Here is a 25,994-nt window from a genome sequence, read left to right as displayed (position 1 = left end):
CAGTGTGCCCGCCGGGCCGGCTTTCAGTGTGCCCGCCGGGCCGGCTTTCAGTGCGCGCGCCAGGCCAGGTGGAGTCCTTTGCCGACCGGGACGGTCCACCCGCTCAGGCTGCTCTCCCCGGCGAGCAGCTCCAGGAACGCGGCGACCTCGTCCGGGTGCGACAGCACGTTGTCGATCACCAGCAGGCCGCCCGGCCGCAGGACCCGCACCGGGTGCGGCCACCAGCGTGGGTACTCGGTCCGCTCGGCGTCCAGGAACAACAGGTCGACACACGCGTCGGAGAGTCCCTCCAGATAGGCCCCGCCGTCCCCGCGGTGCAGGTTGACCCGCTCCCGCAGACCGGCTCGGCTCAGGTTCTCCGCCGCGGCCGGATCGGTGTCCACGTCGACGCTGACCAGGCGGCCGCCGGTCGCGCTGAGCGCGTCGGCCAGCCAGATCGCCGAGTACCCGTTGGACGTCCCGATCTCGACCGCCCGGCGGGCGCCGACGATCCCGGCCAGTGACCACAGCAGTCCGGCGCTGGCCGGCTCCAGGTTGCGACGGGTGTGCACCCGCTCGGTCTGCGCCGCGTCGAACGCGGCGCCCTCGGCGTACAGGTCGGCCAGCTGCTTCTCGAGACCTTCATTCATATGACCGAGGGTCCGCCCGAACCGCGGCGAGGGGAAGGAGCCGCGGTGCTCCGGAAACGACGACGGCTCCGGGCACGCCCGGAGCCGTCACTGATCAGACTCGGTCAGACGGCGGCCGCGGGCCGCGGCAGCGGCGCGGTGCCGCCGAGGTGCGCCGGGAGCCACCAGCGGTCGTCGTCACCGGCGGGCTGCTCCGGGTACGCCTTCTGCACCGCGTCCAGCAGCCCGGTGAGCCGCTGCTTGAGCAGCACCGTGGCGGACTCCGGGGTGGCGCCCTCGGGCAGCTCGATCGGCTCGCCGATCTTGATGATCACCGGCACGTGCCGCTTGGTGAGCTCTTTCTTCCGGCCCTTGGTCCACAGTCGGTGCGGACCCCAGACGGCCATCGGGATCAGCGGCACCGAGGCCTCCTCGGCCATCCGCGCGGCGCCGGTCTTGAGCTCCTTGACGGTGAACGACTCGCTGATCGTGGCCTCCGGGAAGACGCCGACGATCTCACCGCCCCGCAGCGCGGTGATGGCCTCGCGGAACGCCGCGGTGCCGGCCTTGCGATCGACCGGGATGTGCCGCATGCCGCGCATCAGCGGACCACTGACCTTGTGGTCGAAGACCTGCTTCTTGGCCATGAAGCGCACCAGCCGCTTGGCCGGCTGCGCGCCGAACCCGCAGAAGATGAAATCGAGATAGCTCGAATGGTTGCTGGCCAGGACCGCACCCCCGGTGGTGGGGATGTGTTCGCCGCCCTCGATCACGATCTTCATGTCGAGGACGCGGAACATCGTCTTGGCCAAGCCGACGACCGGGGGATACACCAGTTCCATGGCAGCACGGTAGCGGACAAAACTGAAAACACACTGGGCCGGGTGGCATTTGCCCGGGTGCGTCACGGACCCACGTCGGCGCCGCACGGTACGGCCCCGTGGTGTTCACTTGTGAGCATGTCCGAGCCGCACCCGCACGAGTCCGCCTGGCCCCGGCCGGACAGTTCGTGGTCGTCCGGCACGGTGACCGCTTCCGGTGTGCCGCCGCTGGTCCCGCCGCCGCCGGACCCGCCGCCGGCAGCTGAGCCGACCGGCCCGGAGCGCCGCCGCCGGCAGTTGATGATCTTCGGCGGGGTGGCCGGGCTGATCCTGGCCGGCGGCCTGATCGTGCTGCTGGTGATCCTGTTCGGCAGCGAGAGCAACCCGTTCCGGGAGCGGGCGTCCGCGCCCACCGACGTCCGCCCGCCGCTGGCGCAGGCCTGCCCGGCGCCGACCTCGTCGGCGAGCGCCCCGGCCACCGAGGCGCCCGTCGTGCCGCCGCCGGCCACCGGCGCCCGGACCGTCGACGAGGAGGCCGGCATCTCCTACCGGAAGTACCCGGCTCCGTGGCTGACCTGGACCGACGTCTGGCGGGCCGGCACTCTGCAGGTGCCCTACCGGGTCGGCCAGCACTTCGTGACCGAGACCTACAGCGGCGGCGAGTACCACGCCTCGATCCTGTCCGCGGCGATCCCGGCCGCCGACAACGACGCGGTCTCGCTGGACCTGGAGTGCGTGGGCCGGCAGATCGCGGCGGACGTCCGCGCCGAGTACTACCCGCAGCCGAACACCATGGAGCCGATCCGGGACGAGGTCACCACGCTGGGCGGGCGACCGGCCTGGGTGAGCGAGTTCCGGCTGCGCTTCCGGGCGGACGGACTGACCGCCACCGAGGAGTACTCCGCGGTGGCGGTCATCGACGTCGGCAAACCGAGCGCGGCGATCCTCTACGTCTCGATCCCCGGCACCCACAAGCAGTTCGACTACGTGGTCCGCGACGTCCTCAACTCGGTGCGGCCGCTTTAATTGCCGGTGAGGCCCCAGCGCTTGCGCAGGGCGTTGTCGGCGAAGTTGAAGAGCTGGTCGATCAGGATGCCGATCACCAGCACCACCATGATGTAGCTGATCACCAGGCCGGCGTCGGACAGGTCCCGGGCGTTCTGCATGCGCACGCCGATGGACACCGCGCCGGGCACCATCACCAGCAGCTCACCGGCCATCAGGCTGCGCCAGGAGAACGCCCAGCCCTGCTTGAGACCGGACACGAAGGACGGCAGCGACGCCGGCAGGATCAGGTGCCGGTACTTGGCCAGACCGGACATGCCCATCACCTGGCCGACCCGCAGCCAGGTCCGCGGCACGTAGTCGATGCCGCTGATCAGGCCGTTCGCCACCGACGGCGCGGCGCCGATGACGACCACGAACAGGATCGCCTTCTCGCCGAGCTGGAACAGCAGGATGGCGAGCGGGAACCACATGATCGACGGCATCGTCTGCAGGCCGGTGATCAGCGAGCCGATCGCGGCCCGCAGCGGCGCGAAGCGGGAGACCGCCGCGCCGATGACGGTGCCGATCGCGACCGCGAGCGAGAAACCGGTGATCGCCCGGATCATGGTCAGGCGTACGCCGTTCCAGAAGTCGGCCGTGGTGACCAGGCCCCAGAGCTGCGGGAAGACCTCGGTGGGCGCCGGCAGCACGTACGCCGGTTTCCACTCGGCCAGGAACGCGGCCTCCCAGATCCCGACCACGATCGCGATGGCCAGCAGCTTCGGCCAGGCGCTGGCCCAGATCCGCAGGCCGAGCCGGCCCTTGTCGCGTTGCGGGGCGGTCTCCAGCGCGTCCAGGCCACTGACCTCGTTGGCGGCCCGGCCCTTCGTCAGGGTCACCGCGTTCGCGGCGGCGGTGGTGCTGTCGGTTACGGCGGTTTCAGCTGGCATGACGGGCGACCTCCGCACGGAGCCGGTCGGTGATCTCGGCGGCCTGGCCGGAGACCTCGGGGGAGTCGATGCGCCGGGGGCGCGCGTGCTGGATCGGGAAGTCCTCGATCACCCGGCCGGGGCGGCTGCTCAGCAGGATCACCCGGTCACCGAGGCGGACCGCCTCGCGCACGTTGTGCGTCACGAAGAGCACTGTCAGGTTCTGCTCACGCCAGACCCGCTCCAGCTCGTCGTGCAGGATGTCGCGGGTCATCGCGTCCAGCGCGCCGAACGGCTCGTCCATCAGCAGCACGTCGGCGTTCTGGGCGAGGGCCCGGGCCAGGGCGACCCGCTGGCGCATGCCGCCGGAGAGCTCGTGCGGCCGCTTGTCGGCGAAGCCGTTCAGCCGGACCACCTCCAGCAGCTCCTCGGCCCGCTTGCGGCGTTCGGCCTTGCCGAGGCCCTGCAGGCGCAGCGGCAGCTCGACGTTGCCGGCCACCGAGAGCCAGGGGAAGAGGGCGGCCTCCTGGAACATCAGCGCGACCTTGCGGCCGCCGATCTCCAGGGTGCCGCTGCTGATCTGGTCGAGACCGGCGACCAGCGAGAGCAGCGTGCTCTTGCCGCAGCCGGAGGCGCCCAGCAGGCAGACGAACTCGCCCTTCTGGACGTCGAGGGAGACACGGTCGAGGGCGAGCAGAGCATTGCTCCCCGATCCGTACGTCTTGGAGACGTTCTCGATGCGCACGACCGCGTCGGTACGCACACCGGTGGTGTCGAGGATGCTCATGCCGTACTCGCCCTTCCCGTCAGTCCGTCAGGATGCCGCGGCGTCGCTGACCTCGGGCTGCCCGGCAGCCTTGAGCAGCTCGTTCAGCGGACCCAGGTCGTAGATGCCCTTGAGGTCGACCGCGTCGAGAAGCTTGACCTCCTCGGCGTGCTTGGCGCTGGTGTAGAGCGAGGACGCGATCGGGTCGGCGGTGAACTTCAGGTTCTTGAACGCCGCCGTCAGGATCTCCGGCTTGAGCGCCTTGCCGGTCAGCGACTCGATCTGCGCGTTCGCGGCCGTCTGGGCGTCCGCGTTGTTGTCGGCGATGTACTTGACCGCCGCGAGGTGGCCCTGCAGCAGCTTCTTGACCGTGCCCGGGTAGTCCTTGAGGAACTTCTGGCTGACGATCAGGTGGGTGGTGACGAACTCCTGGTTCGGCCACAGGGTCTTCTCGTCGACCAGCAGCTTGCCCTTGGACTCCAGCAGCAGCTTGCTCAGGTTGGGCTCCGGCACCCAGGCGCCGTCGATCGCGCCCTGGGCGAAGGCCTGCACCGCTGTCGCGTTGTCCTGCGGGAGGATCGAGACGTCGCCGCCGCCGTTGGTGTCGGCGTTGAGGCCGTTCTCCTTCAGGTAGGCGCGCAGCGCCACGTCCTGGGTGTTGCCCAGCTGCGGCGTCGCGATCTTCTTGCCCTTGAGGTCCGCGACGGTGTTGATGCCCTCCTTGACGACCAGGCCGGCGCCACCGGAGGTGCTGCCCGCGATGATCTTCAGCGCGGTGCCCTTGGACTTGGCCCAGCCGTTGATCGCCGGGTTCGGGCCGATGTAGGTGGCGTCGATCGCGCCGGAGAGCAGTGCCTCGATCGCGGCCGGGCCGGCGTTGAAGGTCTGCGTCTGCAGGTCGGTGCCGCTCAGGGCGTCCTTGAAGAGGCCCTTGTTCACGCCGACCAGCGCCGGGGCGTGGGTGATGTTCGGGAAGTAACCGAGCTTGATGGTCTTCGCCTCGGCCGGGGCACCGGCGGCGGTGTCGGCCTTCGTGTTGTCGTCGTCGGATCCGCAGGCGGCCAGGGCGGACGTGGCCGCGAGGGCGGCGGTGGCAAGGGCGAGCGCACGGAGGGTGCGGGAGCTCATGCTCAAAACTCCTAGTTCTGCTTTATCGAAATAAGGGAAAGCTCGGCCAGGGTGCGGTGGTCGACAACGCCCTCGATGGCCGCTTCGACGTCGATCCACACGTCGTGCAGTGCGGTCGCCGCGCCGTGATAGGTCGCCGTGGCGGTGGGGAGACCGCGGACCGTGGTGAGCGCGCCGCCGACGGCGCGGACCACGTCGCCGACGGTGATCTCCTCGGCTCCGCGGGCCAGGGCGTACCCGCCGTCGACGCCGCGGTGGCTGTGCAACAGCCCGGCGCGGCGCAGGTCGAGCAGGATGCCCTGCAGGAAGCTCAGCGGGATGTCCTGCGCGGCCGCCAGACCGGCGGCCTTGACCAGACGCGGGTGCTCCGCGGTGACGGCGAGCATGGCGCGGACGGCGTAGTCCGTGCGTGCCGAGACGTACACGGCGGGGGCCCCCTCCCAGCGGATCAAACTTTGCTTAATCTACCTGTTGGATGGGAATACTGGATCAGATGGGTTTGGTGCGTCAAGCACCCGACCGCATGACGGGACCGAGACGTCCGTCTCTGTGCCCCGCCACAGGTAGTGGCGCGGGTGGTCACACAGCGCGCTAATGTCACCTGGTGGCGTCCAGAATCCAGATTCCCGCGACGAAATATCCGGTCGAGCGGTTCACCCTCGCCAACGGTCTGCGCGTGGTCCTCTCGCCGGACCGCAGCGCTCCGGTCGTCGGCGTGGCCGTCGTCTACGACGTCGGCATCCGCAGCGAACCCGAGGGGCGGACCGGCTTCGCGCACCTCTTCGAGCACCTGATGTTCCAGGGCTCGGAAAACCTCGAGAAGCTCGCGCACTTCCGGCACGTGCAGGGCGCCGGTGGCAGCTTCAACGGCTCCACCCACCTGGACTACACCGACTACTTCGAGGTGCTGCCGTCCGGCGCCCTGGAGCGTGCGCTGTTCCTCGAGGCCGACCGGATGCGCGGTCCCCGGCTCACCGAGGAGAACCTGCGCAACCAGGTCGACGTGGTCAAGGAGGAGATCCGGGTCAACGTCCTGAACCGGCCGTACGGCGGGTTCCCCTGGCTGAAGCTGCCCCCGGTGATGTTCCGGACCTTCGCCAACGCCCACGACGGGTACGGATCGTTCGAGGACCTCGAGAGCGCCACCGTCGAGGACGCTCAGGGCTTCTTCGACCGCTACTACGCCTGCGGCAACGCGGTGCTGTCGGTGGCCGGCGACTTCGACGTGGCCGAGGCGACCGCGATGATCGAGCGGCACTTCGGCGATGTCCCGGCCCGCCCGGCCCCGGTCCTGCCGGACTTCGCCGAGCCGGGTCTGGACGGCGAGCGCCGCGAGACGTACGTGGACCGCATCGCCCCGCTGCCCGCCGTCGCCGCGGGATACCGCGTGCCCGACCCGATCGGGTCCTTCGACACCTATCTCCCGTTCTCGGTGCTGGCCGAGGTGCTCACCGACGGCGACGCCTCCCGGCTGGTCGAGCGCCTGGTCCAGCGGGACCGCTCGGTCACCAGCATCGGCGGCTACCTCGGCTTCATGGGCGACGAGTACCAGGTGCGCAACCCGACCGCCCTGCTGCTGCAGGCGCACATGCCGCCCGGCGGCGACGCCGGCAAGGTGCTGCGCACCGTCGACGAGGAGCTGGACCGGCTGGTCGCCGACGGACTGCAGCCGGGCGAGCTGGAGCGCACCCAGGCGCGGATGAGCGCCCGTCTGCTGCAGGGCACCGACGAGGTGCTCGGCCGGGCCCTGCCGATGGCCGTGCTGGAGCTGCAGCGCGGCCGCCCGGGTCTGCTCAACGAGCTGCCCCGGCTGCTCGGCGAGGTCACCGCGGAGCAGATCGTCACCGCCGCGGCCACCCTGCGGCCGGAGAGCCGCGCCACCGTCGAAGTCATCCCCGGAGCCGCAGCATGAGCAGCAGGACCCTGCCGGACCTGATTCCGAACGCCGAGTTGACCCTGCCCCCGCAGGCCGAGCGCACGCTGCCGAACGGGCTGACCGTGATCGCCATCCGCCGCGCCGCGGTGCCGCTGGCCGAGGTGCGCCTGCGCATCCCGTTCGGCCGGGCCCCGCTGGCCGCGGCGACGCTGCTCTCCCAGGCGCTGTTCACCGGCACCGGCACCATGTCGATGCTCGACATCGCCGCCGAGCTGCAGGCGGTCGGCGGCGGTCTGGCCGCCGGCCTCGACCCGGACCGGCTGCAGATCAGCGGCAACACACTGGCCGGTGGCCTGGGCCGGCTCCTGGAGATCCTGGCCGGGGTGCTCACCGACGCCACCTACCCGGGCGAGGAGGTGGTGACCGAGCGGGAACGCCTCGTCGACCACATCCAGGTCGCCCTCAGCCAGCCCTCGCACCTGGCCCGGGTCGCGCTGCTGAAGCGGATGTTCCTGACACATCCGTACGCGGTGCAGACCCCGGAGGCCGACGAGGTCCGCGCGGTCGAGCCGGAGGCGCTGCGCGAGCTGCACGCCGCCCGGGTCCGCCCGGACGGCGCGATCCTGGTCCTGGTCGGCGACATCGACCCGGATCAGGTCATCGACCTGGCCGAGAAGGCGCTCGGCGGCTGGACCGGCACGGCCCCGGAGGGCGAGATCCCGCCCACCCCGGCGCTGCGGCCGGGCCCGCTGCTGCTCGTCGACCGGCCCGGCTCGGTGCAGTCGTCGCTGCGGATCGCGCTGCCCGCGCTGACCCGCACCGACCCCGACTACGCCGCGCTGTCGCTGGCCAACATGGTCTTCGGCGGCTATTTCTCGTCCCGCTGGGTGGAGAACATCCGCGAGGACAAGGGCTACACGTACGGCTCGCACTCGGTGGTCGAGCACTTCGCGTCCGGCTCGGCGCTGATCGCCGCGGCCGACGTGGCCACCGAGGTGACCGGCCCGTCCCTGCTGGAGACCACGTACGAGCTGGGCCGCATCGCCAGCCTCCCGCCCGGCGAGGAGGAGCTGGAGCAGGCCCGGCGCTACGCGCTCGGCACCCTGCGGCTCGGCATGTCCACCCAGTCCGGCCTGGCCGCCCTGGCCAGCGTGTACGCCGGTTTCGGCCTGCGCCTCGACCACCTGCGGGACCACTCGGCCGCGCTCGCCGCCGCCACCCGGGAGCAGGTCGCCGCGGTCGCGGCGCGCCACCTGGCCCCGGCGCTCGCGGTGACCGTGGTGCTCGGCGACGCCGAGAAGATCGAGCCGCAGCTGGCCGCCCTGACCGCGGTGGAGCGCGACGTACCGTGACCGGCGCCGACCACCCGGACCAACCGGAGCAACCCGATCTCGGTGCCGAGCAGCCGGGCACCCCACCGCTGGCGCGGACCACGCTGGACCGCGCCGCCCACCGCCGCAAGGACGACGCCTGGCTGGCCGACGCCTGGACCCGCGGTCAGGTCCTGGTGATCGACCTGGCCAAGGGCGGCCGGGCGCTGGTCACCGACCGTTCCGACGGCGGGGCCGCGCTGGTCCTGGTCGGGTCGGCGGACGCGCCCGAGGCGGAGCGCTGGTTCCTCGGCGAGGACACCGACGGCACCCCGCTCTGGACCATGGACACCACGCCGCCACCGGCCGAGGGCACCCGGGCGGTGACGTTGCGCGAGGTCGGGCACCTGCTCGACGCCCGGGACACCGGCCTGCTCACGGCGGCCGCCGCGCTGGCCAACTGGCACGCCAGCCACAAGTTCTCCCCGCGGTCGGGCAAGCCGACGGTCGCGGTGGAGGCGGGCTGGGCCCGGACCGACGACGAGGGCCAGCTGATGTGGCCGCGGACCGACCCGGCGATGATCGTGGTGGTGCACGACGACGTGGCCGGTCCGGCCGGTCGCTGCCTGCTCGGCCACAACTCGGCCTGGGGACGCGGTGAGAACGGGCTGACCCGGTTCTCCTGCCTGGCCGGGTACGTCGAGCCGGGCGAGTCCGCCGAGGCCGCCGTGCTGCGGGAGGTCCGCGAAGAGGTCGGCGTGGGGCTGACCGCGATGCGGTACGAGGGCAGCCAGTCATGGCCGTACCCCGGCTCCTTGATGTTGGGTTTCCTGGCCACCGCGGACCCGGAGCAACCGCTGCGCCTCGACCCGGAGGAGATCGACGAGGCGCACTGGTTCTCCCGGGACGACATCGCCAAGATGATCGCCGGTGACTACGTTCACCCGGAGACCGGTGTACCGATGAGTTTGCCGATGCGATCGTCGATCGCGTTCTACCTGATCGAGAAGTGGTTGCACGCCTCGTGATCACGATCACGACCGGGGGGTATGTGATCAGAAAGTTTCTCGTTTCGACAGGCAACCTGAGTACGGTCCCGGTGCGTCATGCTTACAAAAGACGAGAGGGGATCCGATGACCCAGGTGGAAGCGCCGGCGTGGACGCCGATGTCCGCGGAGGAGCGGGAGGCGTTCGACCGCGATGGTTACATCGTCGTGCCGTCGGTGCTCAGTGAGAGCGAGATCGAGGTCGGGCGGGCCGCGATCCTGGGGTATTACGAGAAGGCGAAGGCCGAGGGCAAGCTGAGCGCGACCGGCGCTCTGCACCAGCTCTCCCCGATCGCCTACGTTCCCGAGCTGGCTTTCCTGCTCGATCACCCCAAGGCTTTCAAGTACATCTGGTCGTTGCTCGGGTGGAACATCCACGTGTACCACTCACACATCGATGTGCACCCGCAGCTGCACGACAAGCAGAAGGAATGGTGGCACTGGCACCAGGACGGCGGACGGCAGAACCGGGAGATCGAGACCGACCCGCGTCCGATGCTGTCGGTGAAGCTCGCCTACTGGTTCTCCGATGTCAGCGAGACCGGCCGGGGCAACTTCACCGTCCTGCCCGGCAGCCACAAGACCAACTGGCTGCCCGGCCCGCCGAGCCGTGGCGTTCCGTGGCCGGCCCCCGAGGGCGCCGTCCAGATCACCGCGAACGCGGGTGACCTGGTCGTCTTCGACCGCCGCATCTGGCACGCCCGGTCGGACAACTACTCCGACATCACCCGTGTCGGGGCGTTCTTCGGTTACACCCCGCGCTGGATCGCGATCCGCGACGAGGTCGCCGACCTGCCGGCCCAGCCGGAGTGGGACAGCAAGACCGAGGTGGAGAAGCAGCTGCTCGGCGGCTTCGGCAAGGGCGACGGCGACCACCAGTGGGGTCACTACCCGGAGTCCACGCCGCTCTACGGCGCGCTCAAAGAGCGGGGCCTGCTCGACTCGAGCATCCCGGCCCTGATCCCGTAAGGTTCACGGACACGAAAAAGGGGCCGTCCCACAGGACGGCCCCTTTTCATGTGCTCAGGCCGCGATCGACTCGAGGTGCTTCTTCACCTGGACGATCGACGGGTTGGTCAGCGCCGAGCCGTCGTCGAACTTCAGGGTCGGCACGGTCTGGTTGCCGCCGTTGACCTTCCGTACGAAGGCCGCCGAGGTCTCGTCCTGCTCGATGTCGACCACCTCGTAGGCGATGCCTTCCCGGTCGAGCTGCGACTTGAGGCGGTGGCAGTACCCACACCAGGACGTCGAGTACATGGTCAGCATCGGACAGGGCTCCTTCGGATACGGGTCACACGGCACTACGCCTTACAGCACAACACCCCGCGGGGGTGTCATGATTCCCTACCGTGCGGACTGAAGCGGTGCTGGCCGGGCTCGACCCGGACCAGCGGACGGCGGTGACGGCTCCGGCCGGTCCGGTCTGCATCCTCGCCGGTGCGGGTACCGGCAAGACCAGGGCGATCACCCATCGGATCGCGCATCGGACGCTGTCCGGCGAGATCAACCCGCGGCATGTGCTCGCGGTCACCTTCACCGCGCGGGCCGCCGCCGAGATGCGCTCGCGGCTCACCGCGCTCGGCGCCGGCGGGGTGCAGGCCCGGACGTTCCACGCGGCCGCGCTGCGCCAGGTGCGCTACTTCGCGTCGCGCCTGCTCGAGGGCCGGGGCATGCCCGAGCTGATCGAGAGCAAGATCCGGGTGGTCGGCCTGGCCGCCGCCCGCGCCGGGGTGCGCGCCGATCGGGCGATCTCCCGCGACCTGGCCAGCGAGATCGAGTGGGCCAAGTCCTCGCTGGTCGAGCCGTCCGAGTACGCCGTGGCCGCCGCCAAGGCGCTGCGGGAGCCGCCGTTCGAGCCGGCCCGGGTGGCCGAGGTGTTCGCCGCGTACGAGTCGCTCAAACGCCGCCAGGGCGTGATCGACTTCGAGGACCTGCTGCGCGCCGCGGTCTGGGGCATCGAGGAGCACCCGGACGTCGCCGAGCAGATCCGGGCGCAGTACCGGCACTTCGTGGTCGACGAGTACCAGGACGTCAACCCGCTGCAGCAGCGCCTGCTCGAGGCGTGGCTGGGTGGCCGGGACGACCTCACCGTGGTGGGCGACGCCAGCCAGACGATCTACTCGTTCACCGGCGCCAGCGCGGCCCACCTGATCGACTTCCCGCGCAAGTGGCGCGACGCCGTGGTGGTCCGCCTGGTCCGCGACTACCGGTCCACCCCGCAGGTGGTCGGGCTGGCCAACGCGGTGATCCGGCAGGCCCGCGGCACCGAGGCGAAACTGCGCCTGGAACTGGTGGGCCAGCGGCCGCCCGGCCCGGAACCGGCCCTCAAGATCTTCCCGGACGAGCCGGGGGAGGCCGCCGCGGTGGCCCGGCGCTGCCGGGAACTGATCACGGCCGGCACGCCGGCCAGCGAGATCGCGATCCTTTTCCGTACGAACGCGCAGTCCGAGGCGTACGAGGAGGCGCTCGCCGAGGCCGAGGTGCCCTACGTGGTCCGTGGCGGCGAGCGGTTCTTCGAGCGTTCCGAGGTCCGGCAGGCGATGGTCGCCCTGCGCGCCGCGGTGCGCTCGATCCCCGGCGAGACCCCGCTCGTCGACGCGGTCGTCGAGGGACTGTCCCGGACCGGGTGGAACCGCGCGAAGCCGCCGCCCGGCGGAGCGGCCCGCGAGCAGTGGGAGGCGCTCGCTGCGCTGGCCGCGCTCGCCGAGGAGTACGCCGCCGAGCCGGCGATCCTGCCGATCGGCGAGGGCGCCCGGGTGCAGCGGGAGATCACCCTCACCGCCTTCAACGACGAGCTCGCCCGCCGGGCCGAGCAGCAGCACGCGCCGACCATGGCCGGGGTCACGCTGGCCTCGCTGCACGCCGCCAAGGGGCTGGAGTGGGATGCGGTGTTCCTGGTCGGGCTCGCTGACGGGACGCTGCCCACCACGTACGCGAAGACCGCCGAGCAGCTGGAGGAGGAGCGCCGCCTGCTCTACGTCGGGGTGACCCGGGCCCGGCAGGTGCTGTGGCTCTCGCTCGGCCAGTCCCGGGCGCCGGGCGGCCGGACCCGCCGGCCCTGCCGGTTCCTGCCGCAGCTGGGCCAGTTCGGCGGCGGTGAGCGGGCCGGTGCGGCGTCCTCCGGGCCGTCCGGTGACCGGAGTCGGAAAACCGACCGCCGGGTGCCCAAGGTGTCGTCCTGCCGGGTCTGCGGCACCACGCTGCTGGCCGGCGCCGACCGGAAACTGGGCCGCTGCGCGAGCTGCCCGTCCGACATGGACGAGGACCTTTTCGAGCGGCTGACCCGATGGCGGGCGAGCACCGCGGCGGAGCAGAAAGTCCCTGCGTACGTCGTGTTCACCGACGCCACCCTGGTGGCCATCGCGGAACGCCGCCCGTCCGATCCGGCCCAGTTGCTGGCGATCGCCGGAATCGGGGCCCGCAAGCTGGGCCAGTACGGCGAGTCGGTCTTCGCTCTGGTGGGTGGCGCGAGCGCCGAAGATGATGGCCGAAAAAACTTTGAAAACTAGTGCGTTAATTCGTTTGCCCTCTCCTGTAGGGCAGGCATAGCCTCAGAACACAACTTGCCGGGGAACCTTCCCGGGCAAGATCGAGCTACGAGTGCAAGTTGATGGAGAGGAGGTGGCCGTGATGAGGATTCACACCGTGCTGATGCGTTCGTCGCTGCTGCCGTCTCCTGCTTGTGCTCTGTCCGTTCTGCTGCCCGCCGGTGCCGTTCCGTCGGCACCGTTGGCCGCTGAGCGGGTCCTGGCTCCGCAGGCGCACCAGGTCTTCAGCCGGCCGCAAGCCGCGCTGGGCCAGTGGGCCGTCGAGCGGGTGCTCGTCGGTGACATCAAGGGCAGCAATGGCAAAGCCAGCGTCAATGGCACCACTGGGTTCGCGGGCGTCGATTCCATCTCCAGCAAGCGCTACACGGATGGTGGCAGCGGCACCCCGCCTCGAGGAAGGCCGGTCTGATAACCCAGACCTCCGGCTCACCTCGAGGCCGCGGAACCCCTAACCGGGATCCGCGGCCTTAATTTTTTTGCCGGCTCACCAGCCGGTGCACTTTCCCGGAACACGATCCAGAAGATCGATAAGAAGAGAGAGGTGACCGGGCTTTATGAGTCTGGCGCTGGCCCCGATCGACATCACCGTCGAGATCGAGGCAAACCTGCCCTGCCGGAAGTTCGACCCGGACCTGTGGTTCTCCGACTCCCCGGCCCAGCTGGAGCTGGCCAAGTCGCTCTGCGGGGACTGCCCGCTGCGCGTCGAGTGCCTCGCCGGCGCGGTGGAGCGGAACGAGCCCTGGGGTGTCTGGGGCGGCGAGATCTTCGAGCGTGGCGCTGTCGTGCCGCGCAAGCGGCCGCGTGGCCGGCCCCGGAAGGTCGACGTCGCTCGGGATGCCGAGCTGGCCGTCGAGGTCGAGGAGCGGCTCGCCGCGAACGGTCTCGACACCCGCAACTCCGTCCGTCTGGCGGCTTGAGATGACCGACCTGACCCTCCCCGCGATCGATACCCGAAAGCCCAGCACCGTCCCGGTGCGTTCGAATGGAGTCACCAAAGTGAGACTTATCCAAGCGGCCCTGTCGAGGGCCCGAATGCGTCAGCCTCAGAGTGACCGTGCACCTGAGGCTTACCGCTCCGCCCGTCGTATCGCCATGGAAGGCCGTAAGCAGGCCGCCCGTGAACTCGGCGTCGGCGGCTACTGATTCCGCGTATTAGACCCGCTACCCGGGAAATGGTGAAAAGCCCGTCCGCCGATGCGGACGGGCTTTTCCGTACGGATGGTCATGCGGCCGGCGCGAACCCCGGCAGCCATTCCTCGAGGATCTCGCGATAGGGCGCCTCGGCCTCCAGCTGGCAGAGCACCCCGATCGACCCCAGCGTCACCCGATGGATCAGCAGGTACGACGGCGGCAGGTTGAGCTTGCGCCCGAGCTGGTACGCCGGTGACCGCGGATTGGCGATCCGGGTCGCCTCCCCGCGCAGCCAGCTGCGGGTGAACTGGAACCGCGGCACCGCGACCGGCTCGATCATCGGGCGCAGGAACGCGAGCACCGCCTCCGCGTCGATCGACTCGTTCCGTTTGATGAAGCCCTCGTCGCGCAGGCCGTCCGCGACCCCGTCCGCGTCCGCGGCCAGGGCCAGCCGGACCAGGCGGCCGACCGGTTCCGGGTGGCCGTCGGGGAGGCGGGCCACCGCACCGAAGTCGATCACACCGAGGCGGCCGTCCGGGAGGATCCGGAAGTTGCCCGGGTGCGGGTCGGCGTGCAGCAGCCCGGCCCGGCCGGGCGCGGAGAAGTGCAGGATCGCCATCAGCCGACCGGCCTCGTCCCGCTCGGTCTTGGTGCCGTCGGCGATCACGCTGGACAGCGGCCTGCCGTCGACCCACTCGGTGACCAGCACCCGGGGCGAGGCGGCCACCACCCGGGGCACGAAGATCTCCGGATCGTCGTGGTACGCGGTGGCGAACGCGCGCTGGGTCTCCGCCTCCATCTCGTAGTCGAGTTCCTCGACCACGCGTTCGTGCAGCTCGGCCAGGAGCGGTTTGATGTCCATCCCGGGCTGGATGATCTTGAACATGCCGGCCAGCCGGGAGAGCTGCTTGAGGTCCGAGACCAGGGCCTCGCCGGCCCCCGGGTACTGCACCTTCACGGCGACCGTGAGCAGTTTCGGTTTCGCGTTCTTCCGGGCCGGCGGCAGTTTCCAGACCGCCCGGTGCACCTGGCCGATGCTGGCGGCGGCGGCCGGGCTGTCGTCGAACTCGGCGAACCGGTCCCGCCAGTCCGGCCCGAGCTGCTCGGCGAGCGCCTTGTGCACGCTGGTCACCGGCATCGGCGGGGCGGCTTCCTGCAGCTTGGTCAGTGCCTGCCGATACGGCCCGGCCATCTCCTCGGGCATCGCGGCCTCGAAGACCGACAGTGCCTGGCCGAACTTCATCGCACCGCCCTTGAGCTGGCCCAGCACGCTGAACAGCTGCTCGGCGGTGCGCTGCTGGATGTCCGCGGAAATGACGTCGGCAGCTATCCCGACGGCCCGTTTGCCCAACCCCAGTGCAGCACGGCCGGCGAAGCCGAGGGGCAGTGCGGCCAGCTTGGCGGTCCGGGAGGCCGCTCGCCTCGGTATGTCGGTCACCCGATCATTGTGACCGACGCGCGGCCCTTCCTCTGCCCGTCGTCCATCGGTTTGCCAGCTTATGCGACAAAGGTTCGATCAGGGACGCGGAAATCGGTACCTCCGGCGGTGACAGGAGCAACCCGGATGCGGCGGCCAGGCGCGGCGGCGGGTCCGGCCCGGCGCGGTGATCTCGATGGCCGCGCCCAGCGTCGCCGGGGTGCCGCCGTCCAGGAACTCCAGCACCTCGGCGGTTGCCTGACCGGTAGCGCTCAGCACGGTGGCCACCGTGCAGGGCTCGGCCGCGTCCGGGCCGGGTGGTGCGGGTGAACCCGGCCAATCCGGATCCCGCTCGCGTCTGTGCAGCTCCAGGCAGTTCATGCAGGGTCCGCCGGTGGCCGGCACGAACGGTCCGACGATCGCCGCGCCGTCCCGGATCCGCACCGCGAGGTGCGGCTGACGACGGTTCGCATGTCCGGCGGCGATCAGGGCGGCGGGCTGCTCGTGGGCGAGCTGGACGACCAGGTCCACCGCGGTGCCGCGCCGGATCTCGCCGACCTGGGTGCCGGGCGCGGCCCGGACGATCGCGGCAGCCACCGCGCTGTGCAGCGGGCTGCCCAGATCCCCGGTGCGCAGGGCACTCCCGGCCAGGTCACCCGGCCCGACCATGCCGGAGAGGTCCGGGCGCACGTGACCGACCCCGGCCTCGGCCAGGGCGACCGCGATGGTGGCGCCGAGCCGTCCCCGGCCGGTCAGGACCACCCGGGCCGCGCGCCGGCGGCGCAGGGTGCGGGCCGGCGAGGGGTGCGCGGCAGCGGGTGGCTCAGTTCCGGCGCCGAGTCGCGCACCTCGGGCGCCGGGAGAAAGGGCGCCAAGCGCCAGGGCGGCGGCCTCACCGGTCAGGCGGCGTCGGTCGGCGCTGGGCAGGGTGGCCGGCAGCAGGGCCGTGGCGGGGAGCACCAGGCCGGCTCGGTGCAGCGCGTCGAGCAGTTCACAGGCCTGGTCGGGGGAGACGCCGAGCTCGGCCGCGTGCTGCAGGATCTGGCGTTCCGCCCGGTTGCCGTCGAGCAGGTCGAGGACCCGGGCCAGGCGCGGGTCGGGCAACTCCACCCGTACGGCGTGGGCTGGGTCCAAGCCCAGCTGCAACTCGACCGGCCCGCGCCAGACCCGGGCGAGCCCCGGGATCAGGGTGGGCCGGGCCAGCGCGGGGCGGGGTGCGGGGGTCATGAGTGACAGGTTGTCACTGCAGGGCTGCGGAGTGAGTTGGTTATCCACAGCCCGGCGACGCACTCCGCTGGGTTATCCACAAGCGGAGTCGAGTTATCCACAGCTGGGCGCAGGAAGTCCCGGATAACTCAACGTGGTGGGCCGGATACGGTTACGGCCCGCCGGGGAGGACGACCAGTCGGCCGGCCTCCCCGGAAGCGCACCTCAAGAAGCCTTCGCCTTGCCCAGAATCCGGTTCATCGTGGTCCCACAGACCGGGCACTTGCCCTTGGCCATGTTCATGCCGGTCTTGGAGACCGCCACTTCGCCCTGGAAGTCACGCTTCTCCTTGCACTTCACGCAGTAGCCGTTGTACGTGGTCTCGGCCACGGTTCCTCCTCGTTCGTGTCGTCGGCCGCTGGTCCCCGTGCCTGTTTCGCGGCGACGGGCGCGAACCTGTCTGCGGCGCCGGCCCGGTCAGCCGCCACCCGCGAGATCCGCGGGACGGCGTCTGTGTGGCCACGTGGGTGTGGCCATCCCGTCCGGGGCGTGGACTTACCCAGGTCAGGCCGGTTCCATGTCAGCGCAGCGTCGGCGGTGTCACCGACGACGTGAGTGTGCCGGGAGGAAGTGCCCTTTTCGTACACGTTTGCCGGGACACGCCGACGATTAGCTTCATAACGGCCCTAACGGGACGTGTAGGCCGAGTAGGCACCTGAGTCGACGATGGTCTAGGTTGACGGCTGTCTCAGATGTTGCGGCTGGGGAAAATTTTTTCGGGTATTTGCGGACGTAACGTGCATATCTCGTGACAGAGCTTCGGCGTACTCTTGCGGTGACCAGGGTCTCGCGGTTTAGCGTCTCAACGTGAACCCGAATCTGGGCCGCGCGAGCCGGTAATGGCCCGCGTGCGCAAACCTGTCGTGGAAGTGCGGCGCAGTCAGCGTCGGCGCAGGACGGTGTCCGCGTATCGCGACGGGGAGCGCGTGGTCGTGCTCATCCCGGACCGGTTCTCGCGCGCCGAGGAGACCGAGTGGGTCGAGCGCATGCTCGCCCGCCTGGCCACCCGCGAGGAGCGCCTTCGGCACACCGACGCCGAGCTGCTCGCCCGCGCCCGCCGGCTCACCGCGCGGTACTACGCGGATTACGTCGACCTGGTCGCGCCGGCCAGCGTGCGCTGGGTGACGAACCAGAACGGCCGCTGGGGCTCCTGCACCCCGGACGACGCCTCCATCCGGATCTCGCACCGGATCCAGGAGATGCCCGACTGGGTGGTCGACTACGTTCTCCTGCACGAGCTGGCCCACCTGATCGTGCCCAGCCACAACGCGCGTTTCTGGGAGCTGGTCAACCGCTTCCCCAAGGCCGAGCGCGCCCGCGGCTATCTCGAGGGCGTCTCCGCTGCCGGATCGGCGATGGTGCTGGCCGAATAACCCCCACTGCCTTTTCCGGTACGCCGTGAGCGCGGCCGGTCGCACCGAGGTGCGTACTGTGACGCTGTGACGCGGCGTGTAGTGGTGATGATGCTGGTCCCGGTGCCGTGGAGCCCGCCAGGAGTCGCCCTGCCCGCGTGGCGTGCCGCGCTGGCCGAGGACCTGGCCGACCTGCTCGCCCGCCTGGCACAGGCCGAGGCCGCGATCGCCGCCACCCCGGCCGACCGGGAGCTGGCCGAAGAGATCGCCTGGCCGGGCATGCGGATCTACGAGATTCCGCAGCTCACCGTGCTGCCGGTACTGCGTGCCGCCGCCGCGGACGGGTTCGAGCAGGCCGCCGTGATCGCCGCGGACGCGCCGGACGTGCCCGGCATGATCCTGGGCAAGCTGCTGAGCCCGCTGGAGAACAAAGCCGTCGCGGTCGCACCGGGTGGCCCCGGCGGCGGACTGCTGGGCATGGCCACCAGCCTGCCCGCGCCGGACTGGCTCGCCGACCACGACCTGGACACCGGCTCGGCGCAGCTGCTGCGCCGGACCGCCCCGGCGCCCGGGGAGGTCACCTCGACCCCGATGTGGCGCCGGATGCGCGGCCCGGGCGACCTGGCGACACTTGACGTCGCCCTGGAGGGCTGGGACAACACCCGCGCCCTGCTGGGCGGCTAGCCCCTTTTTAGCGGCTAGCCCCTTTTCATTGTTCGGCCCGTCACGTGCTCGGTCCCGTCACGTGCTCGGTCCCGGGCACGGCTCGGCCCCGCCACCGGGGTCGGTGGCAGGGCCGAGGTCGTCACGTCACTTCTTGTCGGTGTCCTCCGGGCCGGGCTCGTCCGCGCCGGGCTCGGGGTTGCTCTCCAGGCCCTCGAGCTCGCTGATGTCCCAGTCCGACTGACCGCGGGCGAAGACCTCCGGGTTGGCGAAGTCCTCGTCGGTGGGCAGCAGGTCGGGGTGGTCCCAGAGGCCGTCCCGGCCCTGGAAGCCACGCTGCTCGGTGACCGCCGTCCACAGGGCGCCGGCCTCGCGCAGCCGGCGTGGCCGCAGCTCCAGCCCGACCAGGGCGGCGAACGTCTGCTCGGCCGGACCACCGGCGGCCCGGCGACGGCGGAACGCCTCGCCCAGCGCGGCCACCGACGGCAGCCGGTCACCGGCCGCGTCGTCGACCACGTGCCCGACCCAGCCCTCGACCAGGGCCAGCGCCGTCTCCAGACGGGCCAGGCCGGCCTTCTGCTGCGGGGTGTCCTCGGGCGTGAAGATGCCCTCGAGCGCCATCGCCTGCATCGACTCCGGGTCGGTCGGGTCGACGCGGCTCATCGCCTCCTCGATCGCCTCCCGGTTCACCGTGATGCCGTTCGCATACGCCTCGACGGCGTTCAGCACGTGCGCCCGCAACCACGGGACGTGCCCGAAGAGCCGCTGGTGAGCCGCCTCGCGCAGGGCCACGTACAGCCGGACCTGGTCCTCGGGGAGTTCGAGGCCCTCGCCGTACGCCTTGATGTTGGCCGGAACCAGTGCGGCAGTGCCGGCCGGGCCGAGTGGGAGGCCGATGTCGCCGGCCGAGAGCACCTCGGCGGCGAGCTGGCCGAAGGCCTGACCGAGCTGCCCGCCGAAGAGCGCGCCGCCGAGCGTGGCGACCATCGACTGCATCGGGCCGAGCTGGGCTCGGGCCTCCTCGGGGACCAGGTCGCCCATGGCGCCCACCATGCGGCCGGCGATCGGCTCGCACAGTTTCTTCCAGACGTCCAGAGTGTTGTAGATCCACTCGTTGCGGTTCCAGGCGACCGCCTTGTGGATGCCACTGGGGAGCGCGCAGACCGGGTCGAGCCACAGGTCAGCCAGCCGGAGCGCCTCCTCGACCTGGTGGCGCTCATGCATGTTCACCGCCGGATCGCCACTCGCCGAGAGCTGGCTGGCGGCGACCTGGCGGGCCAGGTCCCAGTTGACCGGGCCGCTGCCGGGGGCAGCGAACATCTGCTGCAGCTGAGCCATGAACTGCTGCATCTGCTGCGGGTCGGAGGGGTCGGGCGGCTGCGCGCCCGGCAGGGAGAAGCCGAACGGGATATCAGGCACGTCCCCAACGGTACGCGCGAAACGCTCGTGGCGGACTGATGGAGGTGTCAGCTCAGAGAGAACTCAGACAGGGTGGGTAGTCTCACGCGCATGAGACGTCGCGGTGTCACCGTCATCCTGGGCGCCCTGGTAACCGCCCTGCTGGCCGCCGGTGTCATGATCGCGCCCCTGCCGTACGTGGCACTCAAGCCCGGCCCGACGGTGAACACGCTGGGCTCCGCCCAGGGCACCGAGGTGATCAAGGTGACCGGGGCGAAGACCTCCGAGTCGGCCGGCCAGCTCCGGCTCACCACGGTCAACGTGCAGTCGAAGGTCGAGCTGGTCCAGGCGATCCAGGGCTGGCTCAGCGGTGACGACGCGGTCGTGCCCCGCGAGCTGATCTACCCGCCGGACCGCAGCGAGGCGCAGGTCCAGGAGCAGAACGCGCAGGAGTGGAAACAGTCGCAGACCAGCGCCGAGACGGTCGCGCTGCGCGAGCTGGGCTATCCCGTGCAGACGTACGTGCGGAAGGTCACCGCCGGTGGCGCGGCCGTGGGCGTGCTCGAGGAGAACGACGTGATCACCTCGGTGAACGGCACCGCGGTCACCGGCCCGACCCAGCTCACCCAGCTGGTCCGGGCCAAGCCGGTGGGCACCGCGCTGAGCGTCGGCTACACCCGGGCCGGCAAGAAGACGACCGCGAAGGTCACCACGAAGGCCGGCGAGGGCAGCAGCACCCCGCGGCTGGGCATCGAGATCGACACCAAGCAACCGCACCCGTTCACCATCAAGATCGACCTCGACAAGATCGGTGGACCGAGCGCCGGGCTGATGTTCAGCCTCGGGATCATCGACAAGCTCCGCGACGAGGACCTCACCGGCGGCAAGGTGATCGCCGGCACCGGCACCATCGACGACGACGGCAATGTGGGCCCGATCGGTGGCATCCCGCAGAAGCTCGTCGGCGCGAAGGAGGCCGGGGCGAAACTCTTCCTGGTCCCGAAGGACAACTGCGCTGAGGCCCTGCGCAACGCGGTGGCCGGCCTGCCGATGGCGAAGGTGGCCACGGTGGACGACGCGCTCACCGCCCTCAAGACGTTCACTGCCGGTGGCAGTCCGACGCCCTGTTCGGCATCGTGATACCGGCCGTAACGGATCCGTTCTACCGCGTATCGAAGCTGGATAGGACATCGTAAGGTGAAACACCGGCCCGACGAAGTGTGGAGCCAACGTTGGTAATGCGTAACAGTCCGCTACCGAGGATGAGCCGGCGCGGTCGCGTCACCGTCGGCGTCCTGGTCGGGGTCTTCATACTATTCACGCTGCTCGGCTGGGGCATCGACGCGTACACCGATTACCTCTGGTTCTCCGAGGTCGGGAAGACGAACGTCTTCTCCGGAGTCCTGCTCACCAAGGGACTGCTGTTCCTGGTGATCGGTGCGGTGATGGCCCTGATCGTGGGCGGCAACCTCTATCTGGCATACCGGCTGCGCCCGCTGCTGCGGCCGCACTCGGCGGAACAGGCCACGCTCGAACGCTACCGGATGATCCTGGCGCCCCGGCTGGGCATCTGGATCAGCGTGCTCAGCGTGATCATCGGCTTCTTTGCGGGACTCTCCGCGCAGGGCCAGTGGAGCAACTGGATGCTGTTCCGCAACTCCCAGCCGTTCGGCAAGACCGACCCGCTGTTCAACGTGGACATCGGGTTCTACATCTTCGAGTACCCGCTGCTGCGCTACCTGCTCGGCGTCGGCTTCACCGCGGTGGTGCTGTCCGTGCTCGGCGCACTGGCCGTGCACTACATCTTCGGCGGCGTCCGCCTGCAGGGCGTCGGCGACCGGATGACCACTGCCGCACGCGCGCACCTGACCACCCTGGTCGCGGTCTTCGTGCTGCTCAAGGCGGTGGCGTACGTGCTGGACCGGCGCGCCCTGCTGCTCGAGCAGCACGTCTCCCCGGGCCTGTACGGCGCCGGCTACACCGACGTGAACGCGTTGCTGCCGGCCAAGGAGATCCTGGCGTACATCTCGATCGTGGTCGCGATCGCGATCATCGTGTTCTCCAACGCGGTGATGCGGAACCTGGTCTGGCCCGGCGTCTCGCTGGCGCTGCTGGCCATCTCGGCCGTGGCGATCGGCGGCATCTACCCGCTCGCGGTGCAGAATTTCCAGGTCAAGCCGAGCCTGTACGACAAGGAACAGAAGTACATCGGGTATTCGATCGCGGCCACCCGGGACGCGTTCGGGCTCACCGACACGTCGGTCGAGCAGTACCAGGCCCGCGACGAGGATCCGCCGACAACTCTGGGCGCCGACACCAGCGCGCAGAACGTCCGGCTGATCGACCCGCAGCTGGTCTCGCAGGCGTTCACCCAGTCGCAGCAGTCCCGTGGCTTCTACGACTTCGGCGAGAAGCTGGACGTCGACCGCTACGAGATCGACGGCAAGGTGCAGGACTACGTGGTCGGCGCCCGGGAGATCAACGACGCCAAGCTCTCCCCGCAGCAGCGCAACTGGATCAACCGGCACACGGTCTACACCCACGGGTACGGCATGGTCGCCGCGCCCGCCAACCAGGTGTGCGCCGGCGGTCTGCCGTATTTCGTCTCCGGCTTCCTGGCGACCGCCAACAAGGGCAGCTGCTCGGCGGCGACCGACCAGATCAAGACCGACCAGCCGCGGATCTACTTCGGCGAGCAGTCCACCGAGTACGCCATCGTCGGTCAGTCCAACCCGGCGAACAAGGTCGAGTTCGACCGGCCGAAGGACGCCGACAGCAACGACAACGACCTGTACACCTACGATGGCAAGGGCGGCGTGCCGGTCGGCTCGTTCTTCCGCCGGATGGTGTTCGCGATCAAGAACACCGAGAGCAACTTCCTGCTCTCCGACGCGCTCAACGACAAGTCCCGGCTGATGTACATCCGGACGCCGCGTGAGCGCGTGGAGAAGGTCGCGCCGTTCCTCACCATCGACGGCGACCCGTACCCGGCCGTGGTCGGCGGGAAGATCGTGTGGATCCTCGACGGGTACACCACCGCGAAGACCTACCCGTACGCCCAGAAGATCAACCTGGCCAACGAGACCCGGGACGAACTGACCGGCACCGGCTCGTTCGCGCTGGCCCGTGACGACGTCAACTACATCCGCAACTCGGTGAAGGCGACCGTCGACGCGTACGACGGGACGGTCACGCTCTACCAGTTCGACGACCAGGACCCGGTGCTGAAGGCGTGGAACAAGGCCTTCGGCGGCAACCTGGTGGTGCCCAAGGCGGAGATCCCGGCCGAGCTGGCCGAGCACTTCCGCTACCCGGCCGACATGTTCAAGGTGCAGCGCAACCTGCTCACCAAGTTCCACGTCACCGACAACCGCACGTTCTTCTCCGGCGACGACTTCTGGCAGGTCCCGAACGCGCCGGACGCGCCGCAGACCGGGGACAAGCAGCCACCGTTCTACCTGAACGTGAAGCTGCCCGACCAGGACGAGACCCGGTTCCAGCTCACCTCCGGGGTGACGCCGGCCAACCGGGAGAACATGGCCGCCCTGATCTCCGGGTCGTACGACGCCAAGGGCAACCCGTCACTGGAAGTGCTCGAACTGCCCGACGACACCGCGGTACCCGGGCCGGTGCAGGTCCATCGACTGATGACCAGCAACGCCGGCATCGCCCAGCAGCTCACCCTGCTGAACCGCGGCGGCCAGCAGACCGTCCTCTACGGCAACCTCATCTCGCTGCCGCTGGAGAACGCGATCCTGTACGTCGAACCGGTCTACGTGAAGAACTCCCAGGCGGCCGGAGCGGCGCCACTGCTGCAGAAGGTGCTGATGTCCTACGGCGACGGCGGCCAGTACGTCGTCCTCGAGGACAACCTCACCAAGGGCCTGAAAGCGCTCGCCGACCTCGGCAAGGCCACCGGCAACACCGGGACCGGCACCACGCCGCCGACCACCACCCCACCCGGTGGCACCACACCGCCCAGCCAGCTCACCGGTGAGCTGGCCGCGGCGGCCGCCGACGTGGACAAGGCCATCGACGACCTCAAGAACGCCCAGAAGGCCGGCGACTTCGTCGCCCAGGGCCAGGCGCTCAAGGCGCTCGACGATGCGATGAACCGCTTCAAGGCCGCGCAGACCACGGCGAGCACCCCGGCAACGACGCCCAGCGTCGGCCCGTCGGTCGCCCCGAGCACGGCCACCTCCGCTGTCCCCACCCCGAGTGCGGGCGGCTGACCAGCAAAAACGCTGAAGCCGGGGGCTGCTTTTGCAGCCTCCGGCCCCAGTGCGCTATAGTCTTTAGAAGCCGACGCGGGGTGGAGCAGCTCGGTAGCTCGCTGGGCTCATAACCCAGAGGTCGCAGGTTCAAATCCTGTCCCCGCTACGAGTGGCTGAGGGGCCTTTGTTCGCAAACACCGCGAACGAAGGTCCCTCTTCGCGTTGCTAGCTCCGGGGCCGAGCCCCGGAAACCCGCGTGACGGCGGGGCGCGGTCGGCGGGCCGGTCGCGGTGGGTCGGGTGAGGTCCCTGCGGGTCTGGGACGTTGCGGTTGTCGGCCACGTCACCGATCGGTTGTCGGCCACTTCACCGACCGGGTCAGGGCCGTGGGCGGCGTCATGGCCGTGGACAGCCCGGAGGGCCAGGGGCGCTGGTGCGCCGGGGTGCTGGGGCCGCTCAGCGTGCTCAGGGCCGTTGGGTCTGCCTCGATCGTCCCCTGGCGCGGAACCTCACAAATATGCGCTGAGTCGGCCAATGGGGCGGGTGCGCGGGCCAAGTGGCTCTCGGTTGTTCGCGGAGCAGGCCACATGGGCCGGTCGGGCGACCTCCCGTTGGGGGTGTCGCTCGATCGGTGAAGGGTGTTCGGTCTGTAGGGGCGGTGCGGGTGCGCGTTGTGGGACTGCGGACCGGCGGCGCCCCTGGGTGGGCGGTGAGCGCACGCGCAACCTGATTGCGTGCGGCTGGCGCCTCGGCCTCGGCCGATTGCGGACCCTCGCCGCCCCGTCCCTGCTGAACGAGTACTCCTGCCGCCCTCCATCCGCACTCTTACCTCCTTGCGGCGCTGTGCGAGTGTTCTGACCGCCCTTTCGGCGTCATGCGAGTGCTCTGGCCTGCGGCGTCATGCGGGTGCTCTGGCCGTCCCTCGGGTGCTGGCGGGTGCTCCCGCTGATCGTCGAGGGCCTGATCGTGTGCCGTGATCGCCCCGCCGGGCCCCATGCCCATGGCACGGCTCGAAGTGATAGCTGCATCGGGCCCGGCCAGTAGGGACTCAGCTCGTAGGCACGTTCTCGACCGAGATCAAGGCTCCGAGAGCACCGGACCGCCACCTCGCCACAGCGGCCGCCAGAGCCAGCTCGGCGGTGTCGGCTGGTCGCGGTGGCCCTTCTGCGTGTGTCATAGCGGCCGCCAGAGCCAGCTCGGCGGTCTCGGCTGGTCGTGGTGGCCCTTCTGCGTGTGTCATAGCGGCCGTCAGGGCCAGCTCGGTCGTCTCGGCTGGTCGTGGTGGCCCTTCTGCGTGTGTCATACCGGCCGTCAGAGCCAGCTTGGCGGGCTCGGCTGTCGGTGGTGGCCCTTGTGTGTGTGCCATAGCGGCTGTCAGGGCCAGATCGAGGGCCTCGGCTGGTGGTGGTGGCCCCTTGGGCGGGTGGCCGGGGCGAGCGGGGTGGCCGGCGGGGTCAACCTGACCGGGCTCGGTGCCCTGGCGGCGGGGGTGGATGGGACCGGGCGCGCTGTCCTATTCGGGTGGGGACAGGGA

General features: G+C 70.2%; 23 protein-coding genes and 1 tRNA gene. 13 read left to right on the top strand and 11 right to left on the bottom strand.

All coding sequences use genetic code 11. The features are described 5' to 3' along the window. Positions 1 to 47: 47 nt before the first annotated feature. Positions 48 to 629: an O-methyltransferase gene (locus tag ADL15_RS29745; protein ID WP_083971906.1), complete on the bottom strand. Its 582-nt coding sequence runs from the start codon at positions 627 to 629 to the stop codon at positions 48 to 50. A gap of 104 nt (positions 630 to 733) precedes the next feature. Further along, a complete protein-coding gene (locus tag ADL15_RS29740; protein ID WP_067698100.1) occupies positions 734 to 1,450 on the bottom strand; it encodes a lysophospholipid acyltransferase family protein in 717 nt (238 codons plus the stop codon). A 117-nt stretch (positions 1,451 to 1,567) separates the two neighbouring features. Here ADL15_RS29740 and ADL15_RS29735 point away from each other — a divergent pair, with 117 nt between their 5' ends. Further along, positions 1,568 to 2,455, top strand: a complete 888-nt coding sequence (locus tag ADL15_RS29735) for a hypothetical protein (protein WP_067698098.1) — start codon at positions 1,568 to 1,570, stop codon at positions 2,453 to 2,455. Here the strand turns inward: ADL15_RS29735 and ADL15_RS29730 are convergent. Genes ADL15_RS29730 through ADL15_RS29715 form a run of 4 tightly spaced genes read right to left on the bottom strand, consistent with a single transcriptional unit; the run spans position 2,452 to position 5,664 of the window. Then, positions 2,452 to 3,366 (bottom strand): ABC transporter permease, encoded by a 915-nt coding sequence (locus tag ADL15_RS29730; protein ID WP_067698096.1) that lies wholly within the window; start codon positions 3,364 to 3,366, stop codon positions 2,452 to 2,454. The genes ADL15_RS29735 and ADL15_RS29730 overlap by 4 nt on opposite strands. Next, complete coding sequence (locus tag ADL15_RS29725) at positions 3,356 to 4,132, bottom strand: ABC transporter ATP-binding protein (protein WP_067698094.1); 777 nt, start codon at positions 4,130 to 4,132, stop codon at positions 3,356 to 3,358. The genes ADL15_RS29730 and ADL15_RS29725 overlap by 11 nt, the downstream gene beginning before the upstream one ends. A 27-nt stretch (positions 4,133 to 4,159) precedes the next feature. Next, positions 4,160 to 5,239, bottom strand: a complete 1,080-nt coding sequence (locus ADL15_RS29720) for an ABC transporter substrate-binding protein (RefSeq protein ID WP_067698092.1) — start codon at positions 5,237 to 5,239, stop codon at positions 4,160 to 4,162. A gap of 11 nt (positions 5,240 to 5,250) precedes the next feature. Beyond that, a complete protein-coding gene (locus ADL15_RS29715) occupies positions 5,251 to 5,664 on the bottom strand; it encodes an RrF2 family transcriptional regulator (protein ID WP_067698090.1) in 414 nt (137 codons plus the stop codon). A gap of 179 nt (positions 5,665 to 5,843) precedes the next feature. Between ADL15_RS29715 and ADL15_RS29710 the strand changes: the two genes are divergently transcribed. From ADL15_RS29710 to ADL15_RS29695, 4 genes are all read left to right on the top strand, one after another. Further along, complete coding sequence (locus ADL15_RS29710; RefSeq protein WP_067698088.1) at positions 5,844 to 7,151, top strand: M16 family metallopeptidase; 1,308 nt, start codon at positions 5,844 to 5,846, stop codon at positions 7,149 to 7,151. After that, the gene (locus ADL15_RS29705) at positions 7,148 to 8,467 is read left to right on the top strand and encodes a M16 family metallopeptidase (RefSeq protein WP_067698086.1); all 1,320 of its coding nucleotides are present in this window, start codon (positions 7,148 to 7,150) and stop codon (positions 8,465 to 8,467) included. The genes ADL15_RS29710 and ADL15_RS29705 overlap by 4 nt, the downstream gene beginning before the upstream one ends. 68 nt (positions 8,468 to 8,535) lie before the next feature. Beyond that, positions 8,536 to 9,453, top strand: coding sequence for an NAD(+) diphosphatase (nudC, locus tag ADL15_RS29700; protein ID WP_067698180.1), 918 nt, complete (start codon positions 8,536 to 8,538; stop codon positions 9,451 to 9,453). Between the two features lie 106 nt (positions 9,454 to 9,559). After that, positions 9,560 to 10,441, top strand: coding sequence for a phytanoyl-CoA dioxygenase family protein (locus ADL15_RS29695; RefSeq protein WP_067698084.1), 882 nt, complete (start codon positions 9,560 to 9,562; stop codon positions 10,439 to 10,441). A 54-nt stretch (positions 10,442 to 10,495) separates the two neighbouring features. Here the strand turns inward: ADL15_RS29695 and ADL15_RS29690 are convergent, their stop codons facing one another. Beyond that, on the bottom strand, positions 10,496 to 10,738 hold the full coding sequence (locus ADL15_RS29690; RefSeq protein ID WP_067698082.1) for a mycoredoxin: 243 nt from the start codon (positions 10,736 to 10,738) through the stop codon (positions 10,496 to 10,498). 83 nt (positions 10,739 to 10,821) lie between these two features. On the opposite strand from ADL15_RS29690, the gene ADL15_RS29685 reads away from it, so the two are divergent. From ADL15_RS29685 to ADL15_RS29675, 3 genes are all read left to right on the top strand, one after another. Continuing rightward, on the top strand, positions 10,822 to 12,981 hold the full coding sequence (locus ADL15_RS29685) for an ATP-dependent DNA helicase UvrD2 (RefSeq protein WP_067698080.1): 2,160 nt from the start codon (positions 10,822 to 10,824) through the stop codon (positions 12,979 to 12,981). A 121-nt stretch (positions 12,982 to 13,102) separates the two neighbouring features. Next, positions 13,103 to 13,429: a hypothetical protein gene (locus ADL15_RS29680; RefSeq protein WP_157441685.1), complete on the top strand. Its 327-nt coding sequence runs from the start codon at positions 13,103 to 13,105 to the stop codon at positions 13,427 to 13,429. Between the two features lie 145 nt (positions 13,430 to 13,574). Further along, positions 13,575 to 13,937 (top strand): WhiB family transcriptional regulator, encoded by a 363-nt coding sequence (locus tag ADL15_RS29675; protein ID WP_067698076.1) that lies wholly within the window; start codon positions 13,575 to 13,577, stop codon positions 13,935 to 13,937. 305 nt (positions 13,938 to 14,242) lie between these two features. Here ADL15_RS29675 and ADL15_RS29670 read toward each other — a convergent pair whose 3' ends face one another. The 3 genes from ADL15_RS29670 to ADL15_RS54510 all read right to left on the bottom strand — a co-directional run bounded on the left by ADL15_RS29670 (position 14,243) and on the right by ADL15_RS54510 (position 17,164). Further along, entirely contained in the window at positions 14,243 to 15,589 is a 1,347-nt protein-coding gene (locus ADL15_RS29670) for an ABC1 kinase family protein (protein WP_067698075.1), read from the bottom strand. Positions 15,590 to 15,667: 78 nt separating this feature from the next. Further along, complete coding sequence (locus tag ADL15_RS29665) at positions 15,668 to 16,795, bottom strand: hypothetical protein (protein ID WP_067698073.1); 1,128 nt, start codon at positions 16,793 to 16,795, stop codon at positions 15,668 to 15,670. Positions 16,796 to 16,999: 204 nt separating this feature from the next. Then, a complete protein-coding gene (locus tag ADL15_RS54510) occupies positions 17,000 to 17,164 on the bottom strand; it encodes a DUF5679 domain-containing protein (protein WP_198171071.1) in 165 nt (54 codons plus the stop codon). Between the two features lie 509 nt (positions 17,165 to 17,673). Here ADL15_RS54510 and ADL15_RS29660 point away from each other — a divergent pair. Together ADL15_RS29660 and ADL15_RS29655 are read left to right on the top strand one after the other, a co-directional pair. Beyond that, positions 17,674 to 18,207, top strand: a complete 534-nt coding sequence (locus ADL15_RS29660; RefSeq protein WP_067698071.1) for a M48 metallopeptidase family protein — start codon at positions 17,674 to 17,676, stop codon at positions 18,205 to 18,207. 66 nt (positions 18,208 to 18,273) lie between these two features. Next, positions 18,274 to 18,870 (top strand): hypothetical protein, encoded by a 597-nt coding sequence (locus ADL15_RS29655; RefSeq protein ID WP_067698069.1) that lies wholly within the window; start codon positions 18,274 to 18,276, stop codon positions 18,868 to 18,870. Positions 18,871 to 18,996: 126 nt separating this feature from the next. Here the strand turns inward: ADL15_RS29655 and ADL15_RS29650 are convergent, their stop codons facing one another. After that, positions 18,997 to 20,268, bottom strand: coding sequence for a zinc-dependent metalloprotease (locus tag ADL15_RS29650; protein WP_067698067.1), 1,272 nt, complete (start codon positions 20,266 to 20,268; stop codon positions 18,997 to 18,999). 90 nt (positions 20,269 to 20,358) lie between these two features. On the opposite strand from ADL15_RS29650, the gene ADL15_RS29645 reads away from it, so the two are divergent. From ADL15_RS29645 to ADL15_RS29635, 3 genes are all read left to right on the top strand, one after another. Beyond that, entirely contained in the window at positions 20,359 to 21,387 is a 1,029-nt protein-coding gene (locus tag ADL15_RS29645; protein WP_067698065.1) for a YlbL family protein, read from the top strand. Positions 21,388 to 21,509: 122 nt separating this feature from the next. After that, the gene (locus tag ADL15_RS29640) at positions 21,510 to 24,479 is read left to right on the top strand and encodes a UPF0182 family membrane protein (RefSeq protein WP_067698063.1); all 2,970 of its coding nucleotides are present in this window, start codon (positions 21,510 to 21,512) and stop codon (positions 24,477 to 24,479) included. A gap of 74 nt (positions 24,480 to 24,553) precedes the next feature. Continuing rightward, positions 24,554 to 24,627 (top strand) — tRNA-Met (locus ADL15_RS29635). Positions 24,628 to 25,994: the final 1,367 nt, after the last annotated feature.

Origin of the sequence: Actinoplanes awajinensis subsp. mycoplanecinus, from assembly GCF_001509495.1 — a bacterium.
Classification (GTDB): Bacteria; Actinomycetota; Actinomycetes; order Mycobacteriales; family Micromonosporaceae; genus Actinoplanes; species Actinoplanes palleronii.
This window is presented reverse-complemented; position numbering and strand designations above follow the sequence as displayed.

Bases quoted from the DNA above. Each gene is read 5' to 3' on its own strand.
- ADL15_RS29735 (WP_067698098.1), top strand. From the start codon at position 1,568: ATGTCCGAGCCGCACCCGCACGAGTCCGCCTGGCCCCGGCCGGACAGT.
- ADL15_RS29745 (WP_083971906.1), bottom strand. From the start codon at position 629: ATGAATGAAGGTCTCGAGAAGCAGCTGGCCGACCTGTACGCCGAGGGC.
- ADL15_RS29730 (WP_067698096.1), bottom strand. From the start codon at position 3,366: ATGCCAGCTGAAACCGCCGTAACCGACAGCACCACCGCCGCCGCGAAC.
- ADL15_RS29675 (WP_067698076.1), top strand. From the start codon at position 13,575: ATGAGTCTGGCGCTGGCCCCGATCGACATCACCGTCGAGATCGAGGCA.
- ADL15_RS29705 (WP_067698086.1), top strand. From the start codon at position 7,148: ATGAGCAGCAGGACCCTGCCGGACCTGATTCCGAACGCCGAGTTGACC.
- ADL15_RS29640 (WP_067698063.1), top strand. From the start codon at position 21,510: ATGAGCCGGCGCGGTCGCGTCACCGTCGGCGTCCTGGTCGGGGTCTTC.
- ADL15_RS29720 (WP_067698092.1), bottom strand. From the start codon at position 5,239: ATGAGCTCCCGCACCCTCCGTGCGCTCGCCCTTGCCACCGCCGCCCTC.
- ADL15_RS29680 (WP_157441685.1), top strand. From the start codon at position 13,103: ATGAGGATTCACACCGTGCTGATGCGTTCGTCGCTGCTGCCGTCTCCT.
- ADL15_RS29660 (WP_067698071.1), top strand. From the start codon at position 17,674: ATGGCCCGCGTGCGCAAACCTGTCGTGGAAGTGCGGCGCAGTCAGCGT.
- ADL15_RS29740 (WP_067698100.1), bottom strand. From the start codon at position 1,450: ATGGAACTGGTGTATCCCCCGGTCGTCGGCTTGGCCAAGACGATGTTC.
- ADL15_RS29665 (WP_067698073.1), bottom strand. From the start codon at position 16,795: ATGACCCCCGCACCCCGCCCCGCGCTGGCCCGGCCCACCCTGATCCCG.
- ADL15_RS29645 (WP_067698065.1), top strand. From the start codon at position 20,359: ATGAGACGTCGCGGTGTCACCGTCATCCTGGGCGCCCTGGTAACCGCC.
- ADL15_RS29725 (WP_067698094.1), bottom strand. From the start codon at position 4,132: ATGAGCATCCTCGACACCACCGGTGTGCGTACCGACGCGGTCGTGCGC.
- ADL15_RS29690 (WP_067698082.1), bottom strand. From the start codon at position 10,738: ATGCTGACCATGTACTCGACGTCCTGGTGTGGGTACTGCCACCGCCTC.
- ADL15_RS29695 (WP_067698084.1), top strand. From the start codon at position 9,560: ATGACCCAGGTGGAAGCGCCGGCGTGGACGCCGATGTCCGCGGAGGAG.